The sequence below is a fragment of the Kordia algicida OT-1 genome (genome assembly GCF_000154725.1).
In the GTDB taxonomy this organism is placed as follows: domain Bacteria; phylum Bacteroidota; class Bacteroidia; order Flavobacteriales; family Flavobacteriaceae; genus Kordia; species Kordia algicida.
The window spans coordinates 1,042,216-1,066,923 of sequence record NZ_DS544873.1; the positions used below are offsets into that span (position 1 = coordinate 1,042,216).

At 34.8% G+C, this 24,708-nt stretch carries 21 protein-coding genes; 16 read left to right on the forward strand and 5 right to left on the reverse strand.

Annotation, left to right across the window (positions count from 1 at the left end; genetic code table 11):
- Positions 1–200: 200 nt before the first annotated feature.
- Positions 201–1,415 (reverse strand): aminotransferase class I/II-fold pyridoxal phosphate-dependent enzyme, encoded by a 1,215-nt coding sequence (locus tag KAOT1_RS04340; protein ID WP_007093497.1) that lies wholly within the window; start codon positions 1,413–1,415, stop codon positions 201–203.
- A gap of 155 nt (positions 1,416–1,570) precedes the next feature.
- Here KAOT1_RS04340 and KAOT1_RS04345 point away from each other — a divergent pair, with 155 nt between their 5' ends.
- The 7 genes from KAOT1_RS04345 (at position 1,571) to KAOT1_RS04375 (ending at position 7,888) form a co-directional block, all read left to right on the forward strand.
- Positions 1,571–2,032 (forward strand): Lrp/AsnC family transcriptional regulator, encoded by a 462-nt coding sequence (locus tag KAOT1_RS04345; protein ID WP_007093498.1) that lies wholly within the window; start codon positions 1,571–1,573, stop codon positions 2,030–2,032.
- Between the two features lie 33 nt (positions 2,033–2,065).
- Positions 2,066–2,962 (forward strand): sterol desaturase family protein, encoded by an 897-nt coding sequence (locus tag KAOT1_RS04350; RefSeq protein WP_040559318.1) that lies wholly within the window; start codon positions 2,066–2,068, stop codon positions 2,960–2,962.
- A 1-nt stretch (position 2,963) separates the two neighbouring features.
- Positions 2,964–3,596 carry a CPBP family intramembrane glutamic endopeptidase gene (locus KAOT1_RS04355; RefSeq protein WP_007093500.1) on the forward strand — a complete coding sequence of 211 codons (633 nt, stop codon included), beginning with the start codon at positions 2,964–2,966 and terminating at the stop codon, positions 3,594–3,596.
- Between the two features lie 194 nt (positions 3,597–3,790).
- On the forward strand, positions 3,791–5,197 hold the full coding sequence (gene lpdA / locus KAOT1_RS04360; RefSeq protein ID WP_007093501.1) for a dihydrolipoyl dehydrogenase: 1,407 nt from the start codon (positions 3,791–3,793) through the stop codon (positions 5,195–5,197).
- 136 nt (positions 5,198–5,333) lie between these two features.
- Positions 5,334–5,996, forward strand: coding sequence for a Crp/Fnr family transcriptional regulator (locus tag KAOT1_RS04365; RefSeq protein ID WP_007093502.1), 663 nt, complete (start codon positions 5,334–5,336; stop codon positions 5,994–5,996).
- Between the two features lie 299 nt (positions 5,997–6,295).
- Positions 6,296–7,189, forward strand: coding sequence for an anti-sigma factor (locus tag KAOT1_RS04370; protein ID WP_007093503.1), 894 nt, complete (start codon positions 6,296–6,298; stop codon positions 7,187–7,189).
- A 474-nt stretch (positions 7,190–7,663) separates the two neighbouring features.
- A complete protein-coding gene (locus tag KAOT1_RS04375; RefSeq protein ID WP_007093505.1) occupies positions 7,664–7,888 on the forward strand; it encodes a hypothetical protein in 225 nt (74 codons plus the stop codon).
- Positions 7,889–7,915: 27 nt separating this feature from the next.
- On the opposite strand, the gene KAOT1_RS22720 is transcribed toward KAOT1_RS04375, so the two are convergent.
- The 4 genes from KAOT1_RS22720 to KAOT1_RS04390 form a co-directional block, all read right to left on the reverse strand.
- Complete coding sequence (locus tag KAOT1_RS22720) at positions 7,916–8,080, reverse strand: hypothetical protein (protein ID WP_007093506.1); 165 nt, start codon at positions 8,078–8,080, stop codon at positions 7,916–7,918.
- Positions 8,055–8,519 carry a hypothetical protein gene (locus KAOT1_RS04380; RefSeq protein WP_157560033.1) on the reverse strand — a complete coding sequence of 155 codons (465 nt, stop codon included), beginning with the start codon at positions 8,517–8,519 and terminating at the stop codon, positions 8,055–8,057. Before KAOT1_RS04380 ends, KAOT1_RS22720 begins: the two co-directional genes overlap by 26 nt.
- 191 nt (positions 8,520–8,710) lie before the next feature.
- Complete coding sequence (locus KAOT1_RS04385) at positions 8,711–8,989, reverse strand: hypothetical protein (protein ID WP_007093508.1); 279 nt, start codon at positions 8,987–8,989, stop codon at positions 8,711–8,713.
- A 117-nt stretch (positions 8,990–9,106) separates the two neighbouring features.
- Complete coding sequence (locus tag KAOT1_RS04390; RefSeq protein WP_007093509.1) at positions 9,107–9,574, reverse strand: hypothetical protein; 468 nt, start codon at positions 9,572–9,574, stop codon at positions 9,107–9,109.
- Positions 9,575–9,928: 354 nt separating this feature from the next.
- On the opposite strand from KAOT1_RS04390, the gene KAOT1_RS21845 reads away from it, so the two are divergent.
- The 9 genes from KAOT1_RS21845 to KAOT1_RS23175 all read left to right on the forward strand — a co-directional run.
- The gene (locus KAOT1_RS21845; protein ID WP_050765210.1) at positions 9,929–10,327 is read left to right on the forward strand and encodes a LytR/AlgR family response regulator transcription factor; all 399 of its coding nucleotides are present in this window, start codon (positions 9,929–9,931) and stop codon (positions 10,325–10,327) included.
- A 55-nt stretch (positions 10,328–10,382) separates the two neighbouring features.
- Positions 10,383–13,739, forward strand: a complete 3,357-nt coding sequence (locus KAOT1_RS04400; protein WP_007093511.1) for an RHS repeat domain-containing protein — start codon at positions 10,383–10,385, stop codon at positions 13,737–13,739.
- A 14-nt stretch (positions 13,740–13,753) separates the two neighbouring features.
- Positions 13,754–18,856 (forward strand): DUF6443 domain-containing protein, encoded by a 5,103-nt coding sequence (locus KAOT1_RS04405; protein WP_007093512.1) that lies wholly within the window; start codon positions 13,754–13,756, stop codon positions 18,854–18,856.
- A gap of 18 nt (positions 18,857–18,874) precedes the next feature.
- A complete protein-coding gene (locus KAOT1_RS04410; protein WP_007093513.1) occupies positions 18,875–19,300 on the forward strand; it encodes a hypothetical protein in 426 nt (141 codons plus the stop codon).
- A 270-nt stretch (positions 19,301–19,570) separates the two neighbouring features.
- A complete protein-coding gene (locus KAOT1_RS04415) occupies positions 19,571–19,906 on the forward strand; it encodes a cytochrome c oxidase assembly factor Coa1 family protein (RefSeq protein ID WP_007093514.1) in 336 nt (111 codons plus the stop codon).
- Between the two features lie 614 nt (positions 19,907–20,520).
- Positions 20,521–20,943 (forward strand): prepilin-type N-terminal cleavage/methylation domain-containing protein, encoded by a 423-nt coding sequence (locus KAOT1_RS04425; RefSeq protein ID WP_007093515.1) that lies wholly within the window; start codon positions 20,521–20,523, stop codon positions 20,941–20,943.
- 35 nt (positions 20,944–20,978) lie between these two features.
- Positions 20,979–21,422 (forward strand): hypothetical protein, encoded by a 444-nt coding sequence (locus KAOT1_RS04430; protein ID WP_007093516.1) that lies wholly within the window; start codon positions 20,979–20,981, stop codon positions 21,420–21,422.
- Between the two features lies 1 nt (position 21,423).
- A complete protein-coding gene (locus tag KAOT1_RS04435) occupies positions 21,424–22,833 on the forward strand; it encodes a GspE/PulE family protein (protein WP_007093517.1) in 1,410 nt (469 codons plus the stop codon).
- A 6-nt stretch (positions 22,834–22,839) separates the two neighbouring features.
- On the forward strand, positions 22,840–24,708 hold a 1,869-nt coding region (locus KAOT1_RS23175; protein ID WP_040559322.1), incomplete at its 3' end, for a type II secretion system protein GspD.

A 24,708-nucleotide genomic window follows, 5' to 3' on the forward strand; every position in this document is an offset into this window, starting at 1 on the left:
GTTTAACCATTATCTGGGACTTCAATAATAATTAAAAACAATCGCCTTATTTTACGGGAATCCGTAATTTGAAAAAAATTATTCTAAATCAAGTAGAATTACTTAAGTGATTTCTTTTTAGGTTGTAATACAAAAAAGAAAAAGGAACGTTTTTTCGGCGTTCCTTTCTACATAAAATAATGTTAACTAAATATTGTAAATTACACCAGTTCAGGCTTTAAGATATTTAGTGCTTCCATGCATTCGCGCATTATTGCATACGTTCGTTTGATGTCATTATCCAAACCAACAGAGAAACGAATTAAGCCATCTGTTAAGCCCATTGCTGCTTGTTCATCTTCTGGAATTTCTGAGGAAGTCGATGTACCTGGCGCACTGAATAGTGTTTTGTAAAATCCTAAGCTTACTGCCAAATAGCCTAAATTGCGTTTTTGCATCAATTCCATCAATTCATTGGCTTTGTCAATACTTCCTACATCTACAGTTAGCATTCCTCCAAACCCATAATCTTCGTTCATCATGCTTTTAAACAATTTATGTGAAGGATGAGACGCTAATCCTGGATATACAGTTTTTAAACCATCTTTTTCGAACATTTCAGCCAAATAAGCGGCATTCTCACTGTGTTGTTTCATGCGAATATGAAGTGTTCTTAGATTTTTTAATACCGAAGCTGCTCGTAAGCTATCCATGGTTGAACCTAATAACATACTTGCGCCATCATTTACATTTCGCAATTGATCTATAAATGCTTGTGTTCCACAAACTACACCACCAACAGTATCACTGGAACCATTGATAAATTTTGTTAAACTATGAATAACAATATCAGCACCCAATTTTGCAGGCGCAATTGATAATGGCGAAAAAGTATTGTCTACAACCAATTGTATATTGTGTTTTTTTGCTATTTTGGAAAGTCCAGCAATGTCCGCAACTTCCAACAAAGGATTACTTACTGCTTCACAATACAGTACTTTTGTGTTTGGTGTGATGGCAGCTTCTACCATGTCCAATTTGGTAATATCAACAAAAGAAGTTTCAATTTGAAAACGCGGTGTAAAATTCTTTAAAAAAGCATACGTTCCACCATAAATTGTGCGACTTGACACGATATGATCGCCACTTTTACACAATTGAAGCAACACAGGTGTAATTGCGCCCATTCCGGAAGCCGAAACATTGGCGGTTTCTGTTCCTTCCATTGCTGCCAAAGCTTCTCCTAAGTATAAATTACTTGGAGAACTATGTCGTGAATATAAATAACAACCATCGGCATTGCCTTCAAATGTATCAAACATGGTTTTTGCAGAAAGAAACGTGTAGGTTGATGAATCTGAAATGGAAGGATTGACACCTCCAAATTCGCCAAAATATTGTAAATCTTGAATGTTGTTTGCGGGATTGAATTTCATAAGAGTATGTTTTTAATATCAATCAAAATTCAATAAAATAGGAATTAAAATCAACTATTATTTTATTTAATAGAAAATAAAACTATAAATTAGCTATTTAAATGAAAAAAATAAATTAGACAGTTTAATAAATATAAACGTATAGATTATTTTCCATGTTAAAACTCGATCAAACCGATAAAGAATTACTCACATTGCTTCAAAATGATAGTAAACAGACCAATAAAGAGCTTTCTAATAAATTGAACCTCTCCGTAACTGCTGTTTATGAACGTGTGAAAAAGCTTGAAAAAGAAGGAGTTGTCAAAAGATATGTGGCGTTATTGAATAGAAAACAAATTGAAAAAAACTTTATGGCGCATTGTCATGTTCGTCTTACGCAACACTCAAAAGAATTTGTTGTCAAATTTGAACGTGAAATCATAAAACTAGAAGAAGTTTTAGAATGCTATCATGTAAGTGGTGATTATGATTATATTCTGAAAGTTTTGGTAAAAGATATGGAAGCGTATCGCGATTTCATGGTTACAAAACTTACAGCGATTCCAAATATTGGAAATACGCATAGTATATTTGTCATTGATGAAGTAAAACATACCACATCAATCAATATTTAATACAGAAACTTTTTATATTTATCTTTTGTTGAGATGGAAAAGTATCTAACACAAGAATTCATATACATGTGGAGTGTTCCTATACATGCAACTGCAATTATAGGAGAAATGATCTATTCTTCTATTTTAAAACGCAAGTTGTATACCATTGGAGATACCGCTACGAATGTATATGCGGCTTTGTTTAATTTTGGACTCGATCTGCTGATGAAAGGTATTTCGTTTGGAATTATGTTGTACTTTTATTATTACCGAGTATTAGATTTGGAATTTACACTTTGGTATTGGATTGGCGTTTTCATTCTACAAGATTTTGCTTATTACGTACAACATTATGTAGATCATAAAAGTCGTTTCTTTTGGGCAGTTCACGTCACACATCACAACTCAGAATACTTTAATATTTCTACGGGATTCAGAGCTTCGGTATTTCAACCGTTGTACAGATATTTATTCTTTTGTCCGTTGGCTTTCTTAGGATTTCATCCGTTGCATGTCATGGCGGCGTACGCGATATTGCAAATCTACGGAACGTTGGTGCATACGGAATCGATCAAAAAAATGGGTTTCCTAGAGTGGATTTTAGTCACGCCATCACATCATAGAGTACATCATGCTTCCAATGGAAAATATTTAGACAAAAATATGGGCATGTTTCTCATTATTTGGGATCGTATCTTCGGAACATTTCAAAAAGAAGAAGACAATTACGAACCTATTCAATATGGTTTAACTTCAAAATTAAAAGATAAAGGACCTGTAAATGTGGTGTTTCACGAATGGAAAGCCATTTGGAATGATGTAAAAACTCCCAATCTAAATTGGCGACAGCGTTTAAAATACGTATTTTATCCACCAGGATGGAGTCATGATGGTTCGCGGAAGACTTCCAAGCAAATTCAACAAGAAATCAAAGAAAAAGCAGTATAGCATGCAGATACAAAGTACTTCCTACAAACTCACCGAATTCTTTTTACTATTCATAGCATTGCCCGTGAGTTTGGTACTGAAGTATCCGATCTATCTAAAAATAGCAGCAATTCTCATCGGATTCTTTTACATACTTTGGATTTTACTCAAAGTGGAAAAACAACGTTTCAAAATCAACAAATCGTTAAACTGGAAACTATTTTGGCGGCGCACGCTGTTTTTACTCTGTGCAATCATCATACTTACTATAGCTTATGTTTACTTTACAGATGCTTCTAAATTGTTCATCATTGTGCGAACCAAACCTTTAATTTGGATTATCATTTTATTCATATATAGTCTGTTTTCAGTATATCCACAAGAACTTATCTATCGTACATTTTTCTTCTTACGGTATGAAACGCTATTCAAAAACAAGAATTTAGTAGTATTTATCAATGCAATTGTATTTTGTTTGGCACATTTCTTTTTTAAAAATAGCTTGGTTTTAATTCTAACTTTCCTTGGCGGAATTCTCTTTGCGCTTACCTTTCAAAAAACACGTTCTACCTTTCTAGTCTCTATAGAACATGCAATCTATGGAAGTTGGTTATTTACAGTTGGCATGGGTGAAATGCTAGGTTTTCCGAGTTAGCTCATAATGCTATTGAATGGTTTTTTCAATCAAATAACTGAATCGCATAATCGCGAAATAACCTAAGAGTTTCGCATCAATATAAAAACAAGTTTAAAAGCAGAAGTGTTTCTCACGGCAAAGCATTGCACAACCCTAAAATAGTTGTACTTTTGTATTCTTGACAATCAAAATAGTTCAAAAAACACAAGAATATGAATTCATACGATGTAGCCGTAATTGGCTCTGGTCCTGGCGGATATGTTGCCGCAATACGTTGTGCGCAATTAGGAATGAAAACTGCAATCATTGAAAAATATAGCACTTTAGGAGGTACTTGCTTAAATGTAGGTTGTATTCCATCGAAAGCATTGCTAGATTCTTCACACCATTACGAAGAAGCGATCAAGCACTTTGACACTCATGGAATTGAAATTTCAGGAGATGTAAAAGTAAATCTTGAAAAAATGATCGCGCGCAAGCAAGCAGTTGTCGATCAAACCACAGGAGGAATTGATTTCTTGATGAAAAAAAATAAAATTGATGTATATGAAGGTTTGGGTAGTTTTAAAGATGCTACACACGTAAACATCGCTAAGAATGATGGTGCTACAGAAGAAATTGAAGCAAAAAATATCATCATTGCTACGGGAAGTAAGCCATCAAACTTGCCATTTATCAATTTAGACAAAGAGCGTATTATCACTTCAACAGAAGCGTTAAAACTAAAAGAAGTACCAAAACACATGCTAGTAATTGGCGGTGGCGTTATTGGTTTGGAACTTGGACAAGTTTACAAACGTTTAGGAGCAGAAGTTACAGTAATTGAATTCATGGACAGAATTATTGCGGGAATGGATGCAGGACTTTCTAAGGAATTAACGAAAGTGCTTAAAAAGCAAAAGATCAAGTTCAATACGTCGCACAAAGTAAAATCAGTAGAACGCGTTGGTGATGAGGTAATCGTAAAAGCGGATAATAAAAATGGAGAAGAAGTAGAATTTAAAGGCGATTACTGTTTAGTTTCTGTAGGTCGTCGTCCATATACTGACGGATTGAACGCAGAAGCTGCTGGTGTAAAACTAGACGATCGCGGACGCGTAGAAGTAAACGGACATTTGCAAACGAATGTTTCCAATATTTACGCAATTGGTGATGTTGTAAAAGGAGCAATGTTAGCACACAAAGCTTCTGAAGAAGGTTCAATGGTAGCAGAAATCATTGCGGGACAAAAACCACATATCGATTATAACTTAATTCCAGGCGTTGTTTATACATGGCCAGAAGTTGCAGCCGTTGGAAAAACAGAACAAGAATTAAAAGATGCTGGAATTGCGTACAAATCAGGTCAATTTCCAATGCGTGCTTTAGGTAGAAGTAGAGCAAGTATGGATTTAGATGGTTTCATCAAAATCTTAGCTGACGAAAAAACAGACGAAATCTTAGGAGTTCACATGATTGGCGCTAGAGCTGCCGATTTAATTGCGGAAGCCGTTGTTGCTATGGAATACAGAGCATCTGCGGAAGACATCGCGCGCATGTCACACGCACATCCAACATTTGCAGAAGCAATCAAAGAAGCTGCATTAGCCGCAACAGAAGATAGAGCATTGCACGTGTAAAAAGCTATAAAATATATATTTAAAACTCCAGCAATTCACTGGAGTTTTTTTTTGCCTTACTGTAAGTTCTTACTTTTTTATGCGACTTCTGAATTAATAACCTCGATAAAGCCTAAAAAAAGTAACAACACAAATTATGAATTCTCTTTGGTATTTTAATGATGTAAATCTCTTTAATATCCTATGTCCGCATAAATTCAAGAAGTACAAAAAAAGCCATGAATTTGACGCGTACAAAAAACAAGACTATATCTATTTTGAAGAAGATTCCGCCAACAAAGTCTATTTAATTGACAAAGGGAAAGTAAAACTTGGGTACTACACAGAAGATGGAGAAGAAGTAGTAAAATCAATTTTATCGAAAGGAGAATTGTTTGGCGAAAAAGCAATTTTGGGCGAAGAAAAACGAAACGAATTTGCGCAGTCGGTTGACAATTCAACGTCTATCTGTCCAATTGCTGTTGACACCATGCACGATTTAATGAGAGATAATCAAACCTTCACATTAAAAATTTATAAGTTCATCGGTTTTCGAATCAAAAAACTAGAACGCAGATTGCAATTATTACTCTTTAAAGATACCAAAACTCGCTTGCTAGAATTCCTAAAAGAACTCTGTGAAGAACATGGATATGAATGTCCAGAAACAGGCGATCATGTAGTAAAACATCCATACACACAAAAAGATATTGCAAGTCTAATTGGCACTTCACGACCAACATTAAACATCATTATGAACGAATTAAAAGAAGAAAATATCATTGATTTCAATCGAAAAGAAATTCGTTTTATCGGTTAAAAAACATAGCTTGAAAAACTACTGATTCTCCCTAAAACTTGACTAAAAGTTGCCCAAAATTGACATGACAGCATGACAGTTTTGGGTTTTGTTTTTATGTTGTGTTTTTTGTTTAATTAAATTTATTTAAGTGACTGATATTTAGTTTATTGAAATTTTTAATGACTTAATTTTTAAAAGATCAAAAAAGTGAGTTTTTTTAAAAAAAATATAAAATTTTTAAGAAGTGTTAGCTAGCTAACATTTTAGGTGATTTTACTACAATACATTTGTATCATAATCATAAAAAAATACTCGCAATGATAAAAAAAATGTTTTTGGGATTAGCGTTAGGATTCTTCGCTGTCTCATGTAGTAACGATGATGATGCCACAGTAGCATTATCCAATTTAAATGTAAACCTTAATGGGTTAGAAAATTTAGGTGCAGACTTTGTATATGAAGGATGGATTATTGTAGATGGAAGTCCAGTTTCAACAGGAACATTTACGGTAAATGATTCAGGAGCTTTATCAAGAACTTCTTTTGCGGTAAATGCAGATCAATTAGCCGCAGCGACAACTTTTGTGCTTTCTATTGAACCAACTGTTGACCCAGATCCAGCACCAGCAGCTACAAAATTATTAGCAGGAGATTTTTCAGGAAACACCGCAAGTGTAGGATTGAATCCTGTAACAAGTAGCGGAAACTTTGATAATGCTTCAGGTGTATTCTTTTTAAGAACTCCAACGGATGAAATGCCAGGAGCAGGAAACAATGGAAACGATCAATATGGTGTTTGGTATGGCAATCCAGGAATGCCACCAACATCTGGTTTGAACTTGCCACCTTTAGCAGATGGTTGGAAATATGAAGGTTGGGTTGTCGTTGATGGTGTAGGACCATTGACAACAGGAACATTTACAACTTTTGGAGCTGTTGATGAGTTTAACGGATTTAGCGGAGCTGAAAATACAGTAGGACCTCCAATTCCTGGAGAAGACTTTTTCCTCAACGAACCAGCAGGTTTTACATTCCCATTAGATGTACGCGGACGTACCGTAGTAATTTCTGTAGAGCCTAGTCCAGACAACAGTCCGGCGCCATTCTTACTAAAGCCCCTAGTAGGAACTGCAGGAAATGACACTGCGCCAGCAACTAACGACTTTAACTTAAACGCTTCATCATTCCCAACAGGAACAATAGTGCGATAATCTTTATGATTATTATCGTTAGATTTGAAACACGTTATCTTCATTGATAGCGTGTTTTGATTTTGCGCTCAAGGTGAGCGTTTTTCGATTTCTACTAGATGCTGCTCAAACTGACGATTTGAAATTTGTATTGAATAATTATTCTCGTAGAAAAATTTCACAAAAAAAGAAAAACGAATAGATCAATTAGAAGTTTAGAAGTTGAAAGGTTTACAAGTTTGTATTTCGATTTAAAAAATAGAATAAATATTGCTACAAACAACAAGCAGTTGGTTAATTTTTGTATATCTGATTTTCAGTAATTTACAAGGTAAGAAGTCCGAAAAATGGTTAATTTCCATGCTTTTCGGTACTCTGAAACGGTACTTTTTTGACACCTTAAATTCCACTATATTTTATTAGATTTTTAGCTGTTTATCCATCGCTAAAAAGTATCCGTTTTCTCATGTAATTATAACATAAATACGCGGAAAAATGGTACGTAAAAAACAAACTAAAAGAAAATCAATTTTAGATAAGCTAGATTTGGATTCAATTCCTAAATCTACCAAGCCACTCATTGATTCAAAAAAGATACTGACGCACCCTGTGACTAAAGTAGTCATTTGTGGTATGGCAGTTTATGGAGTACTTAAAGTTTCTAAGTACTTTGTAAATGGATATGCTGAACTCATCAGAGCGACAAAAAAACTTACGTAATGCCCGCAATCAATAAGTTTTGATTCATTATTGTTTTACAGCAATTTGAAGCTGTTTAATCATCACATCAATACTTGGGATTCGATTTCTTTTTAAGCGTTCCCAAAGCTCATACAATGAACCAATCACATCGGCTAGGTGTGGTTGAGTTTCTTTTGTGGGCGTATTAGAGTGGCTTTGTTTTTCGTTCATTAATAAGTGCCAACATTTTTTTCTGTTTCTTATTTTTATCTTTTGTGAGGATTGTGGAATCTAGATTGATGATATCACATATATGATAATGCTTATAAAGCCAGTTTAAAAATGTTCTTTTGTGTTTTATCATGCCTTGTTCATCAAATGATATATGAGAATTTAGAACAATAACCGCTTTTCCATCATCTTTCATATTTAATAGTGCAAGCGCCATAATCAATTCACGAACTTGAAAATCATCAGCCATGAAATAAGCATTGTCAAAATGCTGTTCAATAATATCTAGTTTTTCATTTTTGGTATTGGTAGATTTCATAAACGACGGATTGCAAACTACTAGATCAAAGGATTTATGCATTTCTTTTGGATAAGGCGAAGTAGGATCGTATTTAGTAATTTTACTAAAATCTAAAAAATTTAGTGATCTTCTTTTCAATTTAGAAATTTCGTTGGCATGGGTAACGCGTTTATTTGCTCGAACCAATAAATTTCCTGTTCCTGCGGTGGTATCAAAACTGAAGTATCTTCATTCATTTGCAAATATCTTGCAATCATCATAGCGATAGGTAAGGGCAGTATATGGCTATGTTCAGATCGTTGTTTATCATCCACAAAACTTCTATCGAATTACAAGTTCTGCCAAAAATAACGCATTCCATCTATCCAAACATAGTTTTCATCATGGAAGTATCTATCTCTAACATAATCAATGGCACTTAATTCAATGGCTTCTTGTAATAGTTCATCGCTAGCAACCTTCTTTTCTTTACTAAAACTTTCTACTTGTAAAAGCGTTGGTTTTTTATGTTTATAATATAATAAACTCATTCCCGCAACAAAGCTATCAAAGTAAAATTTGGGGATTTTCGGCTCGTAATCCACTACATCAGTATTGATGAAATCCATTTGTTCAAGTTGCTTATCAAGTATATTTTTAATGTAGGTTTCAATACATTTTCTTGATACAAATAAACCGCTTACTTGCGATTGAATGTACTCACGCTTTTTTACATGTTCGGTATACTAAATATCCAATAAGCTTTGCCTTTTTTTTAAATAGTCTAATTTTTTAGATAATTTATTTATTTTCCGATCAATGATGTTCATTCCTTCTGTTAGATCAGCTACAGGTCTAAAATTCTGAATTAAATACAGCCAGGGATATTTTTGTTTATTATCTAGAATTTGATTGAGTGTTTGCAGTAAAATATATCCTTTGCTTAAACTCACGTAAGGATGTTGTAAATCAGTAGGATATCCAATTTTCTTGAGAAGATCAAAGCCGTTAATTTGCCAATGTCTATTTAGTTCACGCTTATTGAGATTGATTCCTAAATCAGTATAATTTTTAAGTTGTGTAACTTCAAAAAGTTCAAATTCTGATAATGAATCTAATGTCTCAATGGCCACATCAAGCAACTTAGGGAATTCAATTTTTAGTTTGGGAATAAATTGTAATGGAATAGCTCCTTTTTGAAAACATTCACCCACTCATATAATTTTTTAAAACAGAAGTCAATTTTTAACTCCTGCTTAGAAAAACTACCCTAAATATTTTTTACTGCAATGACAGGACTGCAACTAGAATTACGTGCAAAAATTTGATGAGTTTCAACATTTTTGCAAGAGGAATCATTATGATTTAAAATTATTTGTTAACATGAAATTAACAAGAAAAAACATAATATTTTATCAAAATATGACGCTTGCTGGTGGCAATTTGACGCTTATACAAAATAATTGTATCGAACAGAAAAAGTGCCCTACTTTGATTTACAAACCCAATTCCTAAAGAATCACCCAAGCTAAAAAAGACTAGAAATTTAAAAACAGCAATACATGAAAATGACAAAAGAAAAAAACAACTACAAACAGGATATTTCAAACAGCACTAAACATATTCGTTTGGGTAGCAAACACAAGGGTGAGTATTTGCTAAAAGAACAGATTAGGTATATAGAAGCCAACGAATGTTATACATGGTTTCATTTAACAGATGGTACACGTCAGCTAAGTTGTAAACCGATTGGATACTATGAAGAAGAACTCTCAGATGATGGATTTGTTCGTATTCATCGCTCTTATTTAATCAATATGAGTCATTTAAAATCGTATGAATCCAAGTATCGCTTGGTATATCTCAAAGGGGAAACGGTCTTACCTGTGAGTTTTCGAAAAAATCGTGTGATTTCAAAGAAAATGGTAAAAACTACATCACATATTGCTTTGAAAGCGGCAGTATAGCTACACAAGAATCTTTTTAAAATAAAAATAATTAATAAACAAAAATCAGAATTATATGAAAAATCGTATTGCCGTGGTCTGCATGCTATTTTGTTTTACCCTGAGTTATGCTCAGATCAGTAATACAGAATACAGCACACCAGCAGTTATTCCTCAAGCGCCAGAAGTGGCATCCTTACTTCGTTACAGCGAAGTTCCTGTTTCGTATTATAATGGTATTCCTAATGTTGGTGTGCCGATCTATACCTTACAAGGAAGAGAGCTTTCCGCACCCGTTAATTTATCGTATCACGCAGGTGGTCACCGCGTGAGTGAAGAATCCAGTTGGGTTGGACTCGGTTGGAGCCTCTCAGCAGGAGGACAAATCAGTCGTACTGTCAGAGGCTATCCAGATGATAGTACTCATGGATTTATTTACAATCAATATACGGTTCAGTACATAAAAGATGTATGTGACCAAACTATTACCAATGACCCTAATGGCTGTGCATACTACACAGGACAACAAGCCATCGATCAGCGTTTTGACTATGAGCCAGATGACTTTAATTATAGTATGTTTGGGCAGTCAGGACGTTTTATGTTTAATCAAAAACGTGATGTAAATCCAAAAGGAGAAATTGTGCAGTTTCCCAATAAGAACGTAAAGATTGCTCCAAGTTATACAGGTGATATCATCACAGGTTGGAAAATTACTGATACAAATGGTATCGTGTATGAATTTACAGAAGGAAATAAATTCCATAGTGCAGATACCTTTCAAAGTGTTTCAGGTCAAATAGAACTTTCTCCAGAAGATGGAGAAGGGAATAGCTATATTGAAACTTGGAATTTGATAAGTGTAACCAGTCCAAACGGAGATGTGATTACTTTAGAGTATGATCGTCCAATATTAGACGGTTATCCATCAGCGTACCCATTCAATGATATCACTACCACGCAAGGTTCACAGTCACTCATTACACATCAAAGTGGAGAAGAACTTACGGAGAAAAAACGTATTGACACCTATTCTATTACCAAACGTCATTATACGCTACTTTCTAAAATCACAAGTAGTAAAGGCTCGCTGCATTTTGTACGCGATGCAACCAATCGTCTAGATACTCAATCTAGTAAACAACGCTTGCAATATATAGAAGTCTATAACAGTGATAATCAACTTACTCAGCGTATCAAACTTACGCATGGATATTTCAATAGTCCATATGTAACTAATAGTGAATTTATTGCTACAGGAACTAATGGGTACATTTCAGCAAACACCGACAGTTTTTTAAACAAACGATTGTATTTACAAAAAGTAACCTTTGAAGGGCATTATGGCGGACACAATCCTTCGGATGATTATAGCTATAGTTTTGGTTATAACACAGATATAATGCTTCCTCACAAACGATCTTATGCACAGGATCATTGGGGCTATTACAATGGAAAAAGTAATAGTAATTTAATTCCATATTACAGTATCAGTACCAGTCAAAAAGCCAATCGTGAGGTAGATCCTGACTACAGTAGTGCTTGTATTTTAAATAAAGTTACCTATCCAGAAGGTGGTGTTACTAAATTATACTTTGAAAATAATCGTGGAGATGTACGTAATGTTGTTTTGCCTCCCTATATAGAAAATAAAGTAAAAGTTGAAGCAGTAGCTTCGAATCAGCACAGTCTCACAGAGAATGGAAATGAAATTACGTATGTATTTTGGTCAAATAATTTTACCGTAAGTAATGATGCCAAACCATCAGCGAGTGATGAAAATAAAGTCCAAATGGAGTATTTCGGATTTTCAAATCGATGTGACAATGTCGATGCACTCTACACGGGTGCAGATCAGGTATGTAACTCCATGTTTTTTGATCTCTATGAAGTAAATGGATTCAATGAAACCCTAGTGCAGCGTTTTTCTATATGGGAATCGGGTTCACTATTAGTGGATAAAGGGAGAACCTATAAAATAAAAATAGAGATTAGCGCAACCAATGCTGAGTATAATTTAGTGGATTATTACAGCGATGTGACTTTTTCATGGTTTGATGACAACCCTAATCAAACTACAGAAGTATTTGATTACTTTGGAGGGCTTCGCGTAAAAGCCATCAAGACCTATGACCAAGAAAAACTTACAGCTTACAAAAGCTTTGACTATAGTGATGGCTATATTTTAAGTCAGCCTTTCTATTTTTCAGTAGGTACAGGTGGTGTTTATAAATATGTATCACAAAGTTGGGTGCCTTTACAGACTACACAATCAGGCTATGCAGGCTACAAGACAGTGATTGAAAATATCCATGAGGTAGCCACCGAAACGGGTTACAGTACTTTAGATGCGGGAAGTTCACAAACCAGACAAGTAAGACGCACCTATACGCCAGCTTCAACAGACATAGCTTTTCCAGGAGCGCCGTATACTCAAGATTGGGTAGGTGGAAACCCTGAATTAGAAGAAATCACAGGAAAAAGTAGTACTGCTACAGGATACAAAACCTTTGAAGAACAGAGTACAAATAATATTCTAGGCTTTGTACTGAGTAGAGAATATCATTTATTTCCTTTTGATGTTGCAAGTCATGATAATGTAATGGATTGTGTGAATGATAATGGCTGTGATATTTCACTAAACCTTTACAACATTTGGCCAGGCCAAAAGCTTCCTAACCGACAAACGGTAATTAGCAAAGAAGGAACACGTGAACTTACGCAGGTGACCGAGACTTTCTATGAGAGCGTTCCCAATCATTACAATCCAACCAAAACACGTTTTACCGATAGTAAGGGAGATGTATATGAAACAGTGATTCGTTATCCTTATGAAGAAAATCATACTGGATTACTTACCGAAAACAGACTCACGGTTCCTTTAAAAACACAACAGTATAAAGATGCAACGCTAATGCAAACCGCAGTAAGTCAATATGGAAGTTTTACAGGAACTGATCCTGCAACCAATCCTACAAATTTATTATTGCAATCGGTCTCAGGGGCTAAAAAGACCAATCCTCTTGAAGAACGTGTAAGCTATCACGGATATAACAAATACGGACAAGTACGTGAGGTATCAAAAACCAATGGAACGCACATTACTTACCTATGGGGATATAATTACAATTACCCGATCGCAAAAATTGAAAATGCTACCTACAGCCAAGTTGCTGCCATTGTGGATGAGAACAGTATTCAAAATATGACTGGAACAACCTTAGAGAATACCTTACAAGCACTTCGCGATGGATTGCCACAATCAATGGTAAGTACTTATGTATATGATCCACTTATTGGAGTGACAAGAACAACTGATCCACGAGGCAGGAGTATGTACTACATATACGATAGTATGGGACGTCTTAAGCACACCTTAGATCACGATCAGCATGTGCTAACTACCAACAACTACCACTATAAGAATAACTAAAACCACATATACAAATGAAAAAATACATATATACCCTTTTGCTTATCTGTGGTTTTACAGCCACCATGCAAGCGCAATTCGGTCCTGTGAATTGTGATACATATTATTACGATTTAGACCGCGATGGCTTTGGAGGAACTACTGCCTATACAGGCACACAGACCGTAACTCCAGAGTTTAGAGAACTCAATAAATTAGTCTGCAATAGCAGTGATTGTGATGATACTGATCCGCAGATCAATCCTAATACCAATTGGGCAGTATTAGTTGATGGAGACGGTGATGGTTTTTTTGTCATCGGAAGTGTTGAGAAAGCATGTACACCAACTGATCCCAATGCAGTACTTATCGGAGCGGATGCCGTATTACAGAATTTTTCCTATTTACAATTAGACTGCGATGATACCAATGGTAATCTAAAACAATCAACCCTATATTATCAAGATAGTGATGGTGATGGTTTTGGAGATATTGAAGTCGTTACCATGTCCTGTGCAGGGTCACCGCCAGCGGGTTATGTAGCCAATGCAGGAGATAGCTGTCCTAATACCTTTGGTCAGTATAACGGCTGTCCTGATGTGACCACTACGGAAGGGATTAGTCAAAACAAGAACTATGTACATAGTGTGGCATACCAACAACCAGTATATTTAGTAGAACTCTCAAATATTGCAGAGAAAGACAAGATTGAACAAGTCACTTATTTTGATGGTATGGGACGCGCAGAGTTACAAGTGGCTATCGGACAATCACCAAAAGATAATAGAGATATTAAAACTATTATTTCCTATGATAGCTATGGACGCGCTAATACCAGTTTTTTACCATACGTAGGGACTCAAAAAGGTGGCGGTTTTGTCAATAAAGTAGTTGGCGCGCCTAATACCAATCCAGACATCAATCAGGAGATTAAAGAGCAACAACAGTTCTATCATAATAAATATCAAGATGAAGTAGCCTCTTTTACTACCAGTAACGGAGGACTCACCATGCTAAATGCTTTGGAGAATATTCCTGAAGACCTGCTTGATGACATTGCCAATAACACTCCAGAGACAGGTCTTTTATATCCATCTTATAGCACCAATGTCTATGATGAGATTGACAGACCGACTCAAGTAGCAGCACCAGGGAAAGATTGGTCATTAGAATTTAATCACACCATTAAAATGGAATATGATCTTAATGATGCTGTTGTAGATGCTGTAAAACGTTATGATGTAACGCATCCTTTTGGTCAGCCAGAAGATATTCAGTTAGTGATTAATGGTGTTTATCCAACAGGAGAACTTACCAAAACAGTTACGAAAGATGAAAATTGGCAGCCAAATCAAACGTATCCAACCGATCACACTACTGAGGAGTTTAAAAACAAATCTGGACAAATCGTACTAAAACGCACCTATGATGGGGCAAAACAGTTAAATACTTATTACATCTATGATGACTTTGGAAATCTAACCTATGTATTACCTCCTATGGCATCAGCTCAAGCGGATATTTTTACAAACGATGTATTAAATAAATTCTGTTATCAATACAAATACGATCATCGAAACAGACTCATTGAAAAGAAAATCCCTGGCAAAGGATGGGAATATATTGTGTATGATACGCTTGATCGTCCAGTACTTACCCAAGATGTAAACTTAAGCAATACTGATACTTGGCTTTTTACCAAATACGATGCGCTTGGAAGAGTCGTTTATACAGGGAAATATATAAGTGCTACCAATACCACTAGGGAAAACCTACAGAATACCGTTGCTACAAGCAATAGTTTATATGAGACAAAAATAGCTACATCTAATCTCATTGGAGATAGCTCTGTATTTTACAGTAATAGTGTTTTCCCAACAACGGGATTAGAAGTGCTTACTATCAATTACTATGACAATTATAATTGGGATACAGGGACTTCCTTCGAGGCGAATTACAATCTTAATGGAAATGATGGAGTGACCACGACAGGAATTGTTCAGAAAAAAAGTGTAGGATTACCAGTCTCATGGACAAATTCAGGCTTTGATACCGAAGCTACGATTCAGGGTGACGGATACATTCAATATACCATTACTCAAACTGACAATCAGCGTGTAATGGTCGGACTTACTAGCGAAGCAACGGCAGGTGCAATACATTATAATACGATGGATTATGCCATATACACAGGCTATGGAACCAGCAAACGTGTATACGCTTATAAAAATGGATTACCAGAATCCTTCCCTGCTACCTACTGCAACATAGGAGACACCTTTAGAGTAGAACGCTCAGGGAATCAAATCTTATACAAGAAAAACGGAGAAACTTTTCATTCGGTAATCACAAGTGATCTGGGAACCCTCGTTGGAGATGCTTCTTTTTGTGATCCAGATACCGCGATAGAAAATGTATACGTTGGGTATTCTGTGTTAGGACAAGATTTCACAAGCAATGTCAAAGGTATGGCAACAGGAAGTAAAGTACGTGTACTAGAGACTAATGACTGGATCACAACGGTGTCTTATTACGATGAAAAAGGACGTGTAATTCATACAAGTTCAACAAATGATTATCTTGATACTAGCGATGCTGTTAGTAGTTTATTGGACTTTACAGGAAAAGTACTGAAGACCAATACTACACACAAACAGGAAAACAATGATCCAATCGTAACTCGTGATGAGTATATGTATGATACTCATAACCGATTGCGCTATCAGACAAAGCAAATTAATAATGAAGATAAAGAACTGATTGCTAGAAATCACTATGATGAATTAGGGCAATTAGTACAAAAACAAGTAGGTAGTCGTTTGCCAAAAATAAGTGCTTACACGAATATTAATAATATTACACAAGATAAAGAGCAACTCGCTAAAACATCAGCTACCGCATGGGATGGTGGACTTACTACAGTAGAGACTATTACAGGTGATGGATACCTGAGTTATATACTTTCTCAGTCAAACAAAACCATGATGATAGGACTCTCTGATGTAGTTGGTAACGATAGTTATCAAAGTATCAAATATGCCATTTATACCACATCTACAAGAGAGGTTCATATCAGAGACAATGGAAGTATCACTTGGGATGTAGCAACCTATTCAGCAGGCGATGAGTTTAAGATAGAACGTAGAGATCATAAAATATACTATTTGCAGAACAATCAAATCATTTATGTTTCGTCAATAGTAGACAATGGTGCGCCATTACTTGGGGATGTGGCGATGTACCATATTGATAGTAAAATTAACGATCTAGTTTTAGTTGATTTAGAAAAAGAATTACAAGAGGTAGATTATGCCTACAATGTAAGAGGTTGGCTCAAAGGAATCAATGATGTCAACAATCAAGGAAATGACTTGTTTAGCTTTGCGCTTAATTACAATGATATCGCTGATCCAACTAAGCAATTATTCAATGGAAATATCTCTGGTACTTCATGGAAAACTAAAGGACAAGACAGCTCGTTAAAGAACTATGTATATGATTATGACCCTTTAAACAGAATTATAAGTGCTGTGGATAATACAGGAAACTACAACTTAGATGAAGTAGAATATGATGTGAATGGAAACATAAAACGCCTTCAACGTAGCGGACACAGAAATCAGGCAGCTACTATATTTGGTGTGATGGATCAGTTGGTATACGAGTACAACGGAAATCAATTGGAAAAAGTAACCGATCATGTTGCAATTGACTTTGGATTTAAAGATGGAAATACCGTAGGTAATGACTATAGCTATGATGCCAACGGAAATATGATCCAAGATAAAAATAAAGGCATTAGTAGTATCAGTTACAATCACTTAAACCTACCGATACAAATTTCATTTGATAATGGCAGTAGTATTTCTTACATTTACGATGCAAGCGGGGTAAAGCAAGAGAAAATTGTGAATGACCAAAGCAATGAAAGTGTACAAAACACCTTATATGCTGGAAATTACATCTACAAAAAATCAAATACGCAAACTACGCCTGCACTTACGTTCTTTAATAGTGAAGAAGGCTATGTAGAGCCACAATTTGATCCAAACAAGCCAACAAAAATCATAGGATTTAACTACACCTATCAATACAAAGATCACTTAGGAAACATCAGACTTTCCTATGAAGATATTGATGGAGATGGAATCATCAAAGCTGAAACTGAAATCAAGGAAGAAAATAACTTCTATCCCTTTGGCTTGAAACATAAAGGGTATAATAACCAGATTACAGGGAGAGATCATCAATACGGATATGGATTTAATGGTGAAAAAGAAGAGCAGAATGAATTAGATCTTAATTGGATTGATTACGGAGCTAGAAATTATGATGCTTCATTAGGTAGATGGTTTTCTGTAGACAATATGGCAGAAGAGTTCTATGATTGGACGCCATATAAATACGGTTTAGATAATCCTATTAATTATACAGATCCTGATGGAAATTGTGAAACTTGCTGGAATTTCTTAAAAAAAGTAGGAAATTCTTACGTTAATAAATTAAAAGGAAAATGGCATGCTGTAACGAATCCTAGGGAAACAGCAGGAAAGGTTTATGAAACGGTTAAAAAAAATCCTTGGGGAACTTTATCTCAATTAAGCTTAAGTGCTGTAGGTGGACCAATCGGAGATGCTATTGTAAATGATATCAACCTTGTATCTGCTGTTGCTGATGGAGATACTGATGCAATTGCAGATAATATTGCTGATAGAGGGATGAACCTTACTGAAGAAGCTGTTGGGTTTGGAACAGGTAAAGCTCTAAATGTTGTAAGTAAAGCTGTAAAAGCTTCGAAATCTGCATCGAAAGCAGCGGATGTTGTTGATGATATTCCAGATACAATTTATAGAGGAGGTAGAACAAATGATTCAGCAATAAAAGATGTGCAATATAGACCTGGTGATGATGCAGTTTCTTTTAGAGCTCATAACTCAAACCCTTTAGATGGTGCTACCGTTATGAAACCTGGTAAACCGTATATGGCTGTAGATACAAATAAATTACCTAAAGGAACGGTCAAAGTAGATGGAGGTGTAAATGGAAATCCTTCAGGTCACGTTTCTGTCACAGCAACTCCAGAGCAAATTGTTAAAGCTATTGATAAGAGTAAAAGCGGGAAATACCCTAAAAAATAAATAAATTAAAATATTTTTATGTCAGAACAAGTTAAAAACTTGATTGGGACTCTTGTTGATTTTCAAGTTATTTTAGAAAATAAAGCAGTAGAGTTAAAGAAATTAAAAGAATTTAAAAATGTCTCAAGGACATCAAGTTTTATTGGTTATCCAGATGAGAAATATCCGTCTATTTCAAGTTCATTGAATGCAGATTTATCTGTACCCTTAAAAAATGATCTACACTGCTTAAGTTTTTCTTTTACATTTTTCCCAAATAAAAATAATAAATGGGAGATCCATTCAGAACTAGGTTGGTCTAGTTATGATGAAGGTTTTGTTGATAACAAACTTATTGAAGAAGAATATGAAAATTTAGAAGGAATGCTAGAAAGAATAAAACCACTTACAAATGAATTGATGAAAGATTTAGATATAATGATAGTAATGGTACAGAATGGGTAGTGTCCCAAACGGGTGATTTTATCAATTACCTAAAACTAAATATTGATTATCAGTAATTTAAATAAATAACAAGCTCCTTTTTGGGGCTTGTTTATGTTCATTGTGAAGACTTACCCTTTTTGTAAGCTTACAAAGTAGATATAGCAGAACTAATTGTTTGGAAAAAACAAGGTAGTAAAGTTGTAATTTACAGGGGGAGTGCTATTAGAAATAATATGGAGAAATATAAATCTTTATTTTTTGAAATAATCAACACTTTAACTGATAAAAATGAGTAAAAAATTTTTAAAAGTCTTTTTAATTGTTGTTGGAGCAATAATTTTATTAATAGCTATTGGAAGCATAGGTGCTGCAATTAAAGTTTCAAATTCTGATGCATATGAGTTTGCTAAAAAGGAAATTTTAAAAAGTAAAAAAGTCGAAGAACGTATAGGAAAAATAAAAGATTTTTCTTTGATGCCTCAAGGAGTATTGAAAAAAAAAGAAGCACAAATTGAGATCGATGTTTATGGAGAAAATGGCAAAGCGAATATTATACTAAAGTTAGAAAAAAACTCTAAAGATGAATGGGAAGTATTGAATTTTTACTTTAAGGAATTAAAATGAAAAATGGTTTTTATGTCATAGCAGCTCTCATTTTAATAGTGATTTTAGGGTCTATATATCTCATAGTTTTTTCAGATAATATAGATATCGCATATGCTATTTTAAAAATGATACCTATTACTTTTTTAATTATTCTTTTTTTTATTCTTTACAGATTAGGGAGGCGTTATGAAAAGAGAACTAACGATGACAATTAGTTTAGAAATAAAAATAGCAAAGTAATGGGGGCAAAATGATGCTTTTGAAAAAAACAAAAATTAAATACTGATTATCAATAATTTAAGTGAAAAATGAGCCTCAATTAAGGGGCTCATTTTAGTTCTTTGAAGTAATAAAAGCTTCTTAGAATAAATAAAATAAGGGATTCATTTCCTTTTGTGGTTTAAATTGGTAAGCCAAGAATAATTTAATATTGAACGAAATAGAATCACAACTCATTACTTAAGATATCCTACTTTGTCAAGGAAAAAAGAACATTATTTCTAACAAAAAACACTCCCAAAAAATATATAAGCGTCAAAAATAAAACACACACGTTCGTTACCTTGTCACTATCAATTTTCCCTATTCTGAGTCTGTTAGAATACACGAATTGATATTGAAAAAGAACGTAGATGAAACTCCATAAAAAATCATTAGTAAACCATAAAGTTAAAGCATTTAATTTACAAGAAATCCTGATTGTACTGGCGATCATCGGAATTTTACTCTTATTAGCACTTCCCAATTTAATGCCATATATCTCCAAGGCAAAATCTATAGAAGCGCAAACACAACTCAAAGCGATTCACTCCATGCAAACGCAGTATCGCTATTTGTATTCGCGTTACTCTAACGACTTTAACGAAATAGATTTTCAACCACCAATTACAGCAGACAAAGGAGGCACAGCACGGTATCGCTATGAAATAACTGCGGCAGAAGGCGCAACATTTAAAGCACGCGCAGAAGCTGTGGAAGACTTTGATGGTGATGGAGTCCGTAACGTATGGGAAATTGATGAAAAAGGGAATCCAAAAGAAATTGTAAAAGATTGATAGTTCTCATTAAAATCATATTAATTCTGTCGCTTATGAGCATACTTTTTCAAGATATCAAAGAAAGAAAAGTATATTGGTTTCTATTTCCAATAGTCGCTTTTACTGCTGCATATTTGTACTATACGAACACTTTTTTTGAACTATTTTGGACAACATCACTTATCAATCTAGGGATTATTTTTAGTATTATTTTAGTGCTCCAAGCCTATTCAAAATTCAAATTACAAACAGACTTACAACAAGTTTTCGGTTTAGGTGATGTCCTATTTTTTCTAGCAGTAAGTATCGCATTTCCCATAGCAACATTTATCATATTCTTTGTGTTTTCCTTATTATTTTCTCTGCTTTTACATATACTACTTAAAAATAAAACACAGGAAACATCCGTACCACTCGCAGGTTACATGAGTTTATTTTTTATGACTGTCTATCTACTGAATTGGACAGGTTTTTTATCCAATATATACAGCATCTAAAATGGAAGTACAAGACTACAACATACACGTTTCGTTGCAGCAACTCATCAGCAGTTCGCAAGCGTATCACTATCGCATTGTTCCAAAAGAAAATGAAAATGGAATCATTACGTTTTTAGCGGAGACTACCGATGAATCATTAAAAAAAGAACTCTCGATTGTTTTTAATCAAAAAATCAATCTTGAAGTAACTACTGCGGAAACAATTGACAAATATTTAGCCACAAACTTTCGTAAAACTACAAGCAGCAAAGCAGAAGCATTACACTACACAGACGATTTTTTACAAAAAATCATCATGGCAGCAAAAGACATTGGCAGTAGTGATATTCACTTTGAACCGTATGAACATTCCTGTCGTATTCGTTTTCGATTGGATGGAAAACTAAAAGAACAATATGTCATTCCATCAGCAGAATATCCTGTAATCATCAATAAAATTAAGATAAAAGCACAACTTGATATCTCTGAAAAACGATTGCCACAAGACGGACGTATTACAATCAATAATGCGCAAGGAGAATTTGACATTCGTGTATCTTCTCTGCCAACCTTACACGGAGAAAAAATTGTGCTTCGTATTTTAAGTAAAGATGCCAATCATATCAATTTGGATGAACTTGGTTTTTCTGATGATGAACTATACACCTATAAAGAAATCATCAAAAAACCTAACGGAATCATCTTGATTTCTGGACCGACAGGTTCTGGAAAAACTACCACATTATACGCAACACTCAAACTATTAAATGATGCAGAAACCAATATTCTCACCATTGAAGATCCGATTGAATATACATTAGAAGGTATCAATCAAGTACAACTCAAAGAAAATATCGGACTCGATTTTTCGAGTACACTTCGAACTTTCTTACGTCAAGATCCTGATGTTATCATGGTAGGAGAAATTCGTGATGCAAAAACCGCCAATATGGCAATTCGTGCAGCGCTTACGGGACATTTGGTATTATCTACCATACACACCAACTCCGCCTGGGCAACGATTTCACGATTGATTGATATGGACATTCCGCCTTTTCTTATCGCAAGTACACTGAACATGAGTGTGGCGCAACGATTAGTTCGAAAACTTTGCCATCATTGTAAAAAAGTAGCTTCTATAGCAACAGCGACGTTGCCAAAAGATGTTGTACTGCCCAAACATATTAACACACATCATGTAGCAGTAGGTTGTAATGCTTGTTATCAAACAGGATATCTCGGTAGAAAAGCCATCTACGAAATCATTCCCATTGGAACACAGCTTATCAATCATATCAAACAAAATGAAACTGAAATTTCAGATTATCTGAAAGAAAAAAACATACACACACTAAAAGACAATGCAATCACATTTATCGAAAATGGCACAACGTCCATTGAAGAAGTATATGCACTGTTATCAAACTAAAAAAGAATGAAGAAAATACTTCTTATCATATTATGTTGCTTGATGCATTTTTCACTGCTTGCGCAGGAAAAACCACGTATTGAAGCCATTAAAAAACAATTAGAAGTTCTTGCAATAGACAATGTAGGACTGACTGAAAATGTAAAAACAGACATCAGCATCAACAATGTGTCGCTTAGTAGTTTTTTGCTCGCTATCGCGGAAGTTCACAAGCTAAATTTCAATATTTCATCTGATTTAAACAAAATTTCCACATCAACGAACTTTCCAAATGTTACGGTATCAGATTTACTAACTTTTCTCTGTAAAGAACACGAACTTACCATTGAATTTACAGGAAACATTCTAGCGATAAAAAAATATAGCAAGCCTGTAGAAAAACCTGTGATGAGAGAGATTCCCATTGCATATAGTATGAAGAACGACGTGATTAGTTTGGATATCAAGAATGATACGCTATACACTGCATTTAAAAAAATCATGGAAAAAACAGGAAAAAACCTAGTATTTTCTCCTGATATTGAAAACAAACAAATTACCTTCTATGTAAAAGATGCACCTTTTGACATTGCTATGGAACAACTAGCATTTGCCAATCAATTATATGTTGAGAAAGGTAGTAACGGCTTTTATACATTTGAAAATGATGCCCAAACAGTTGCTAACGATCAATCTGGGACAACCACATCACAACCACGAACTAGACGAAGAAAGTCGAATTTCAGCTTTAAAATATTAGACAAAAAAAGAAAAATTATAGAAGTCGATTTTACAAACGTTCCCATTGATGTAGTCATTCACGATATTGGAACAGCATTAGAAATTGATATTTTTACATCAACGCCGCTTACAAATGCGGGAACTGCAAGCTTCACATCAAAACGTGTTTCTTTTGATGATTTACTCACAAAAATGTTTGAAAGTAATCAAGGACAAACGGCTATAATAGCATCAAGTCAAGGAAGATCGAATACAGGTTCTCGTTCTAACCAAAATAACCAATCAACAGAGATCAATCAATCGTTTTTCACTTTCAAGAAAGATCGAAATATGTACATTTTTGGAACGGCGAATCAACTAAGTCTACGAGAAATATCAATCATTCCATTAATGCATCGTTCTATAGAATTATTGACAGATTCCAATGGAGGCAATTCCACACGCGCACGAAGCAGTAATGTGGGACAAAGTTCAGGATTTGGAAGTGGAAATCAATTTGATTCGTTCTCAGGAGGAAATTCAGGAAACAGAACAACACTCAGTAGAACAGGGCAATCCAATCAAGGAAATGGACTGGCAAACACCAATACGAGTCAGGCGGAAGCACTCATTAATATCTTACCCGCAGATTTAATTGCAGACTTACAAATTGAAGCCGATTATGAACTGAATAGTTTTTATGTAAGCGGACCAAGTTCAAGTGTAAAACGATTCAGAAACTTTGTTGAAAAAATAGACAAACCTGTTCCTGTGGTGCTAATAGAAGTGATGCTAATTGATGTGAGTAAACTATCGGTTGTAGAAACAGGCATCAGTTGGGGAATTGGTGATGAGCCGACGCAAACAAGCGGAAGTCTTTTTCCAACTACAAATCTTACACTTGGAGCAAACACCGTAAATCGTGTCATAGGAGGTTTTGATGGTTTCGGGTCATTCAATCTCGGAAAAGTTGTTCCAGAATTCTTTGCAAACATTTCCGCAATGGAACAAGATGGCGATATAAAAATTCGTTCCACACCAAAAATTTCTACGCTCAACGGACATCGAGCAACACTCTCCAACGGAACGACTTCGTATTATGCGGTAACGCAACGAAACATCTACGGAACAAACAATCCGCAAACCTCAGAAATCACGAATTACTATCCGATTGAT

Excerpts from the sequence above, each read along its gene's own strand:
- KAOT1_RS04410 (WP_007093513.1), top strand. The coding sequence starts at position 18,875 with ATGTCAGAACAAGTTAAAAACTTGATTGGGACTCTTGTTGATTTTCAA.
- lpdA (WP_007093501.1), top strand. The coding sequence starts at position 3,791 with ATGAATTCATACGATGTAGCCGTAATTGGCTCTGGTCCTGGCGGATAT.
- KAOT1_RS04430 (WP_007093516.1), top strand. The coding sequence starts at position 20,979 with ATGAGCATACTTTTTCAAGATATCAAAGAAAGAAAAGTATATTGGTTT.
- KAOT1_RS04340 (WP_007093497.1), bottom strand. The coding sequence starts at position 1,415 with ATGAAATTCAATCCCGCAAACAACATTCAAGATTTACAATATTTTGGC.
- KAOT1_RS04375 (WP_007093505.1), top strand. The coding sequence starts at position 7,664 with ATGGTACGTAAAAAACAAACTAAAAGAAAATCAATTTTAGATAAGCTA.
- KAOT1_RS04400 (WP_007093511.1), top strand. The coding sequence starts at position 10,383 with ATGAAAAATCGTATTGCCGTGGTCTGCATGCTATTTTGTTTTACCCTG.
- KAOT1_RS22720 (WP_007093506.1), bottom strand. The coding sequence starts at position 8,080 with ATGAACGAAAAACAAAGCCACTCTAATACGCCCACAAAAGAAACTCAA.
- KAOT1_RS04345 (WP_007093498.1), top strand. The coding sequence starts at position 1,571 with ATGTTAAAACTCGATCAAACCGATAAAGAATTACTCACATTGCTTCAA.
- KAOT1_RS04385 (WP_007093508.1), bottom strand. The coding sequence starts at position 8,989 with ATGGATTTCATCAATACTGATGTAGTGGATTACGAGCCGAAAATCCCC.
- KAOT1_RS04425 (WP_007093515.1), top strand. The coding sequence starts at position 20,521 with ATGAAACTCCATAAAAAATCATTAGTAAACCATAAAGTTAAAGCATTT.
- KAOT1_RS04370 (WP_007093503.1), top strand. The coding sequence starts at position 6,296 with ATGATAAAAAAAATGTTTTTGGGATTAGCGTTAGGATTCTTCGCTGTC.
- KAOT1_RS04415 (WP_007093514.1), top strand. The coding sequence starts at position 19,571 with ATGAGTAAAAAATTTTTAAAAGTCTTTTTAATTGTTGTTGGAGCAATA.
- KAOT1_RS04435 (WP_007093517.1), top strand. The coding sequence starts at position 21,424 with ATGGAAGTACAAGACTACAACATACACGTTTCGTTGCAGCAACTCATC.
- KAOT1_RS04365 (WP_007093502.1), top strand. The coding sequence starts at position 5,334 with ATGAATTCTCTTTGGTATTTTAATGATGTAAATCTCTTTAATATCCTA.
- KAOT1_RS04355 (WP_007093500.1), top strand. The coding sequence starts at position 2,964 with ATGCAGATACAAAGTACTTCCTACAAACTCACCGAATTCTTTTTACTA.
- KAOT1_RS04405 (WP_007093512.1), top strand. The coding sequence starts at position 13,754 with ATGAAAAAATACATATATACCCTTTTGCTTATCTGTGGTTTTACAGCC.
- KAOT1_RS04350 (WP_040559318.1), top strand. The coding sequence starts at position 2,066 with ATGGAAAAGTATCTAACACAAGAATTCATATACATGTGGAGTGTTCCT.
- KAOT1_RS21845 (WP_050765210.1), top strand. The coding sequence starts at position 9,929 with ATGACAAAAGAAAAAAACAACTACAAACAGGATATTTCAAACAGCACT.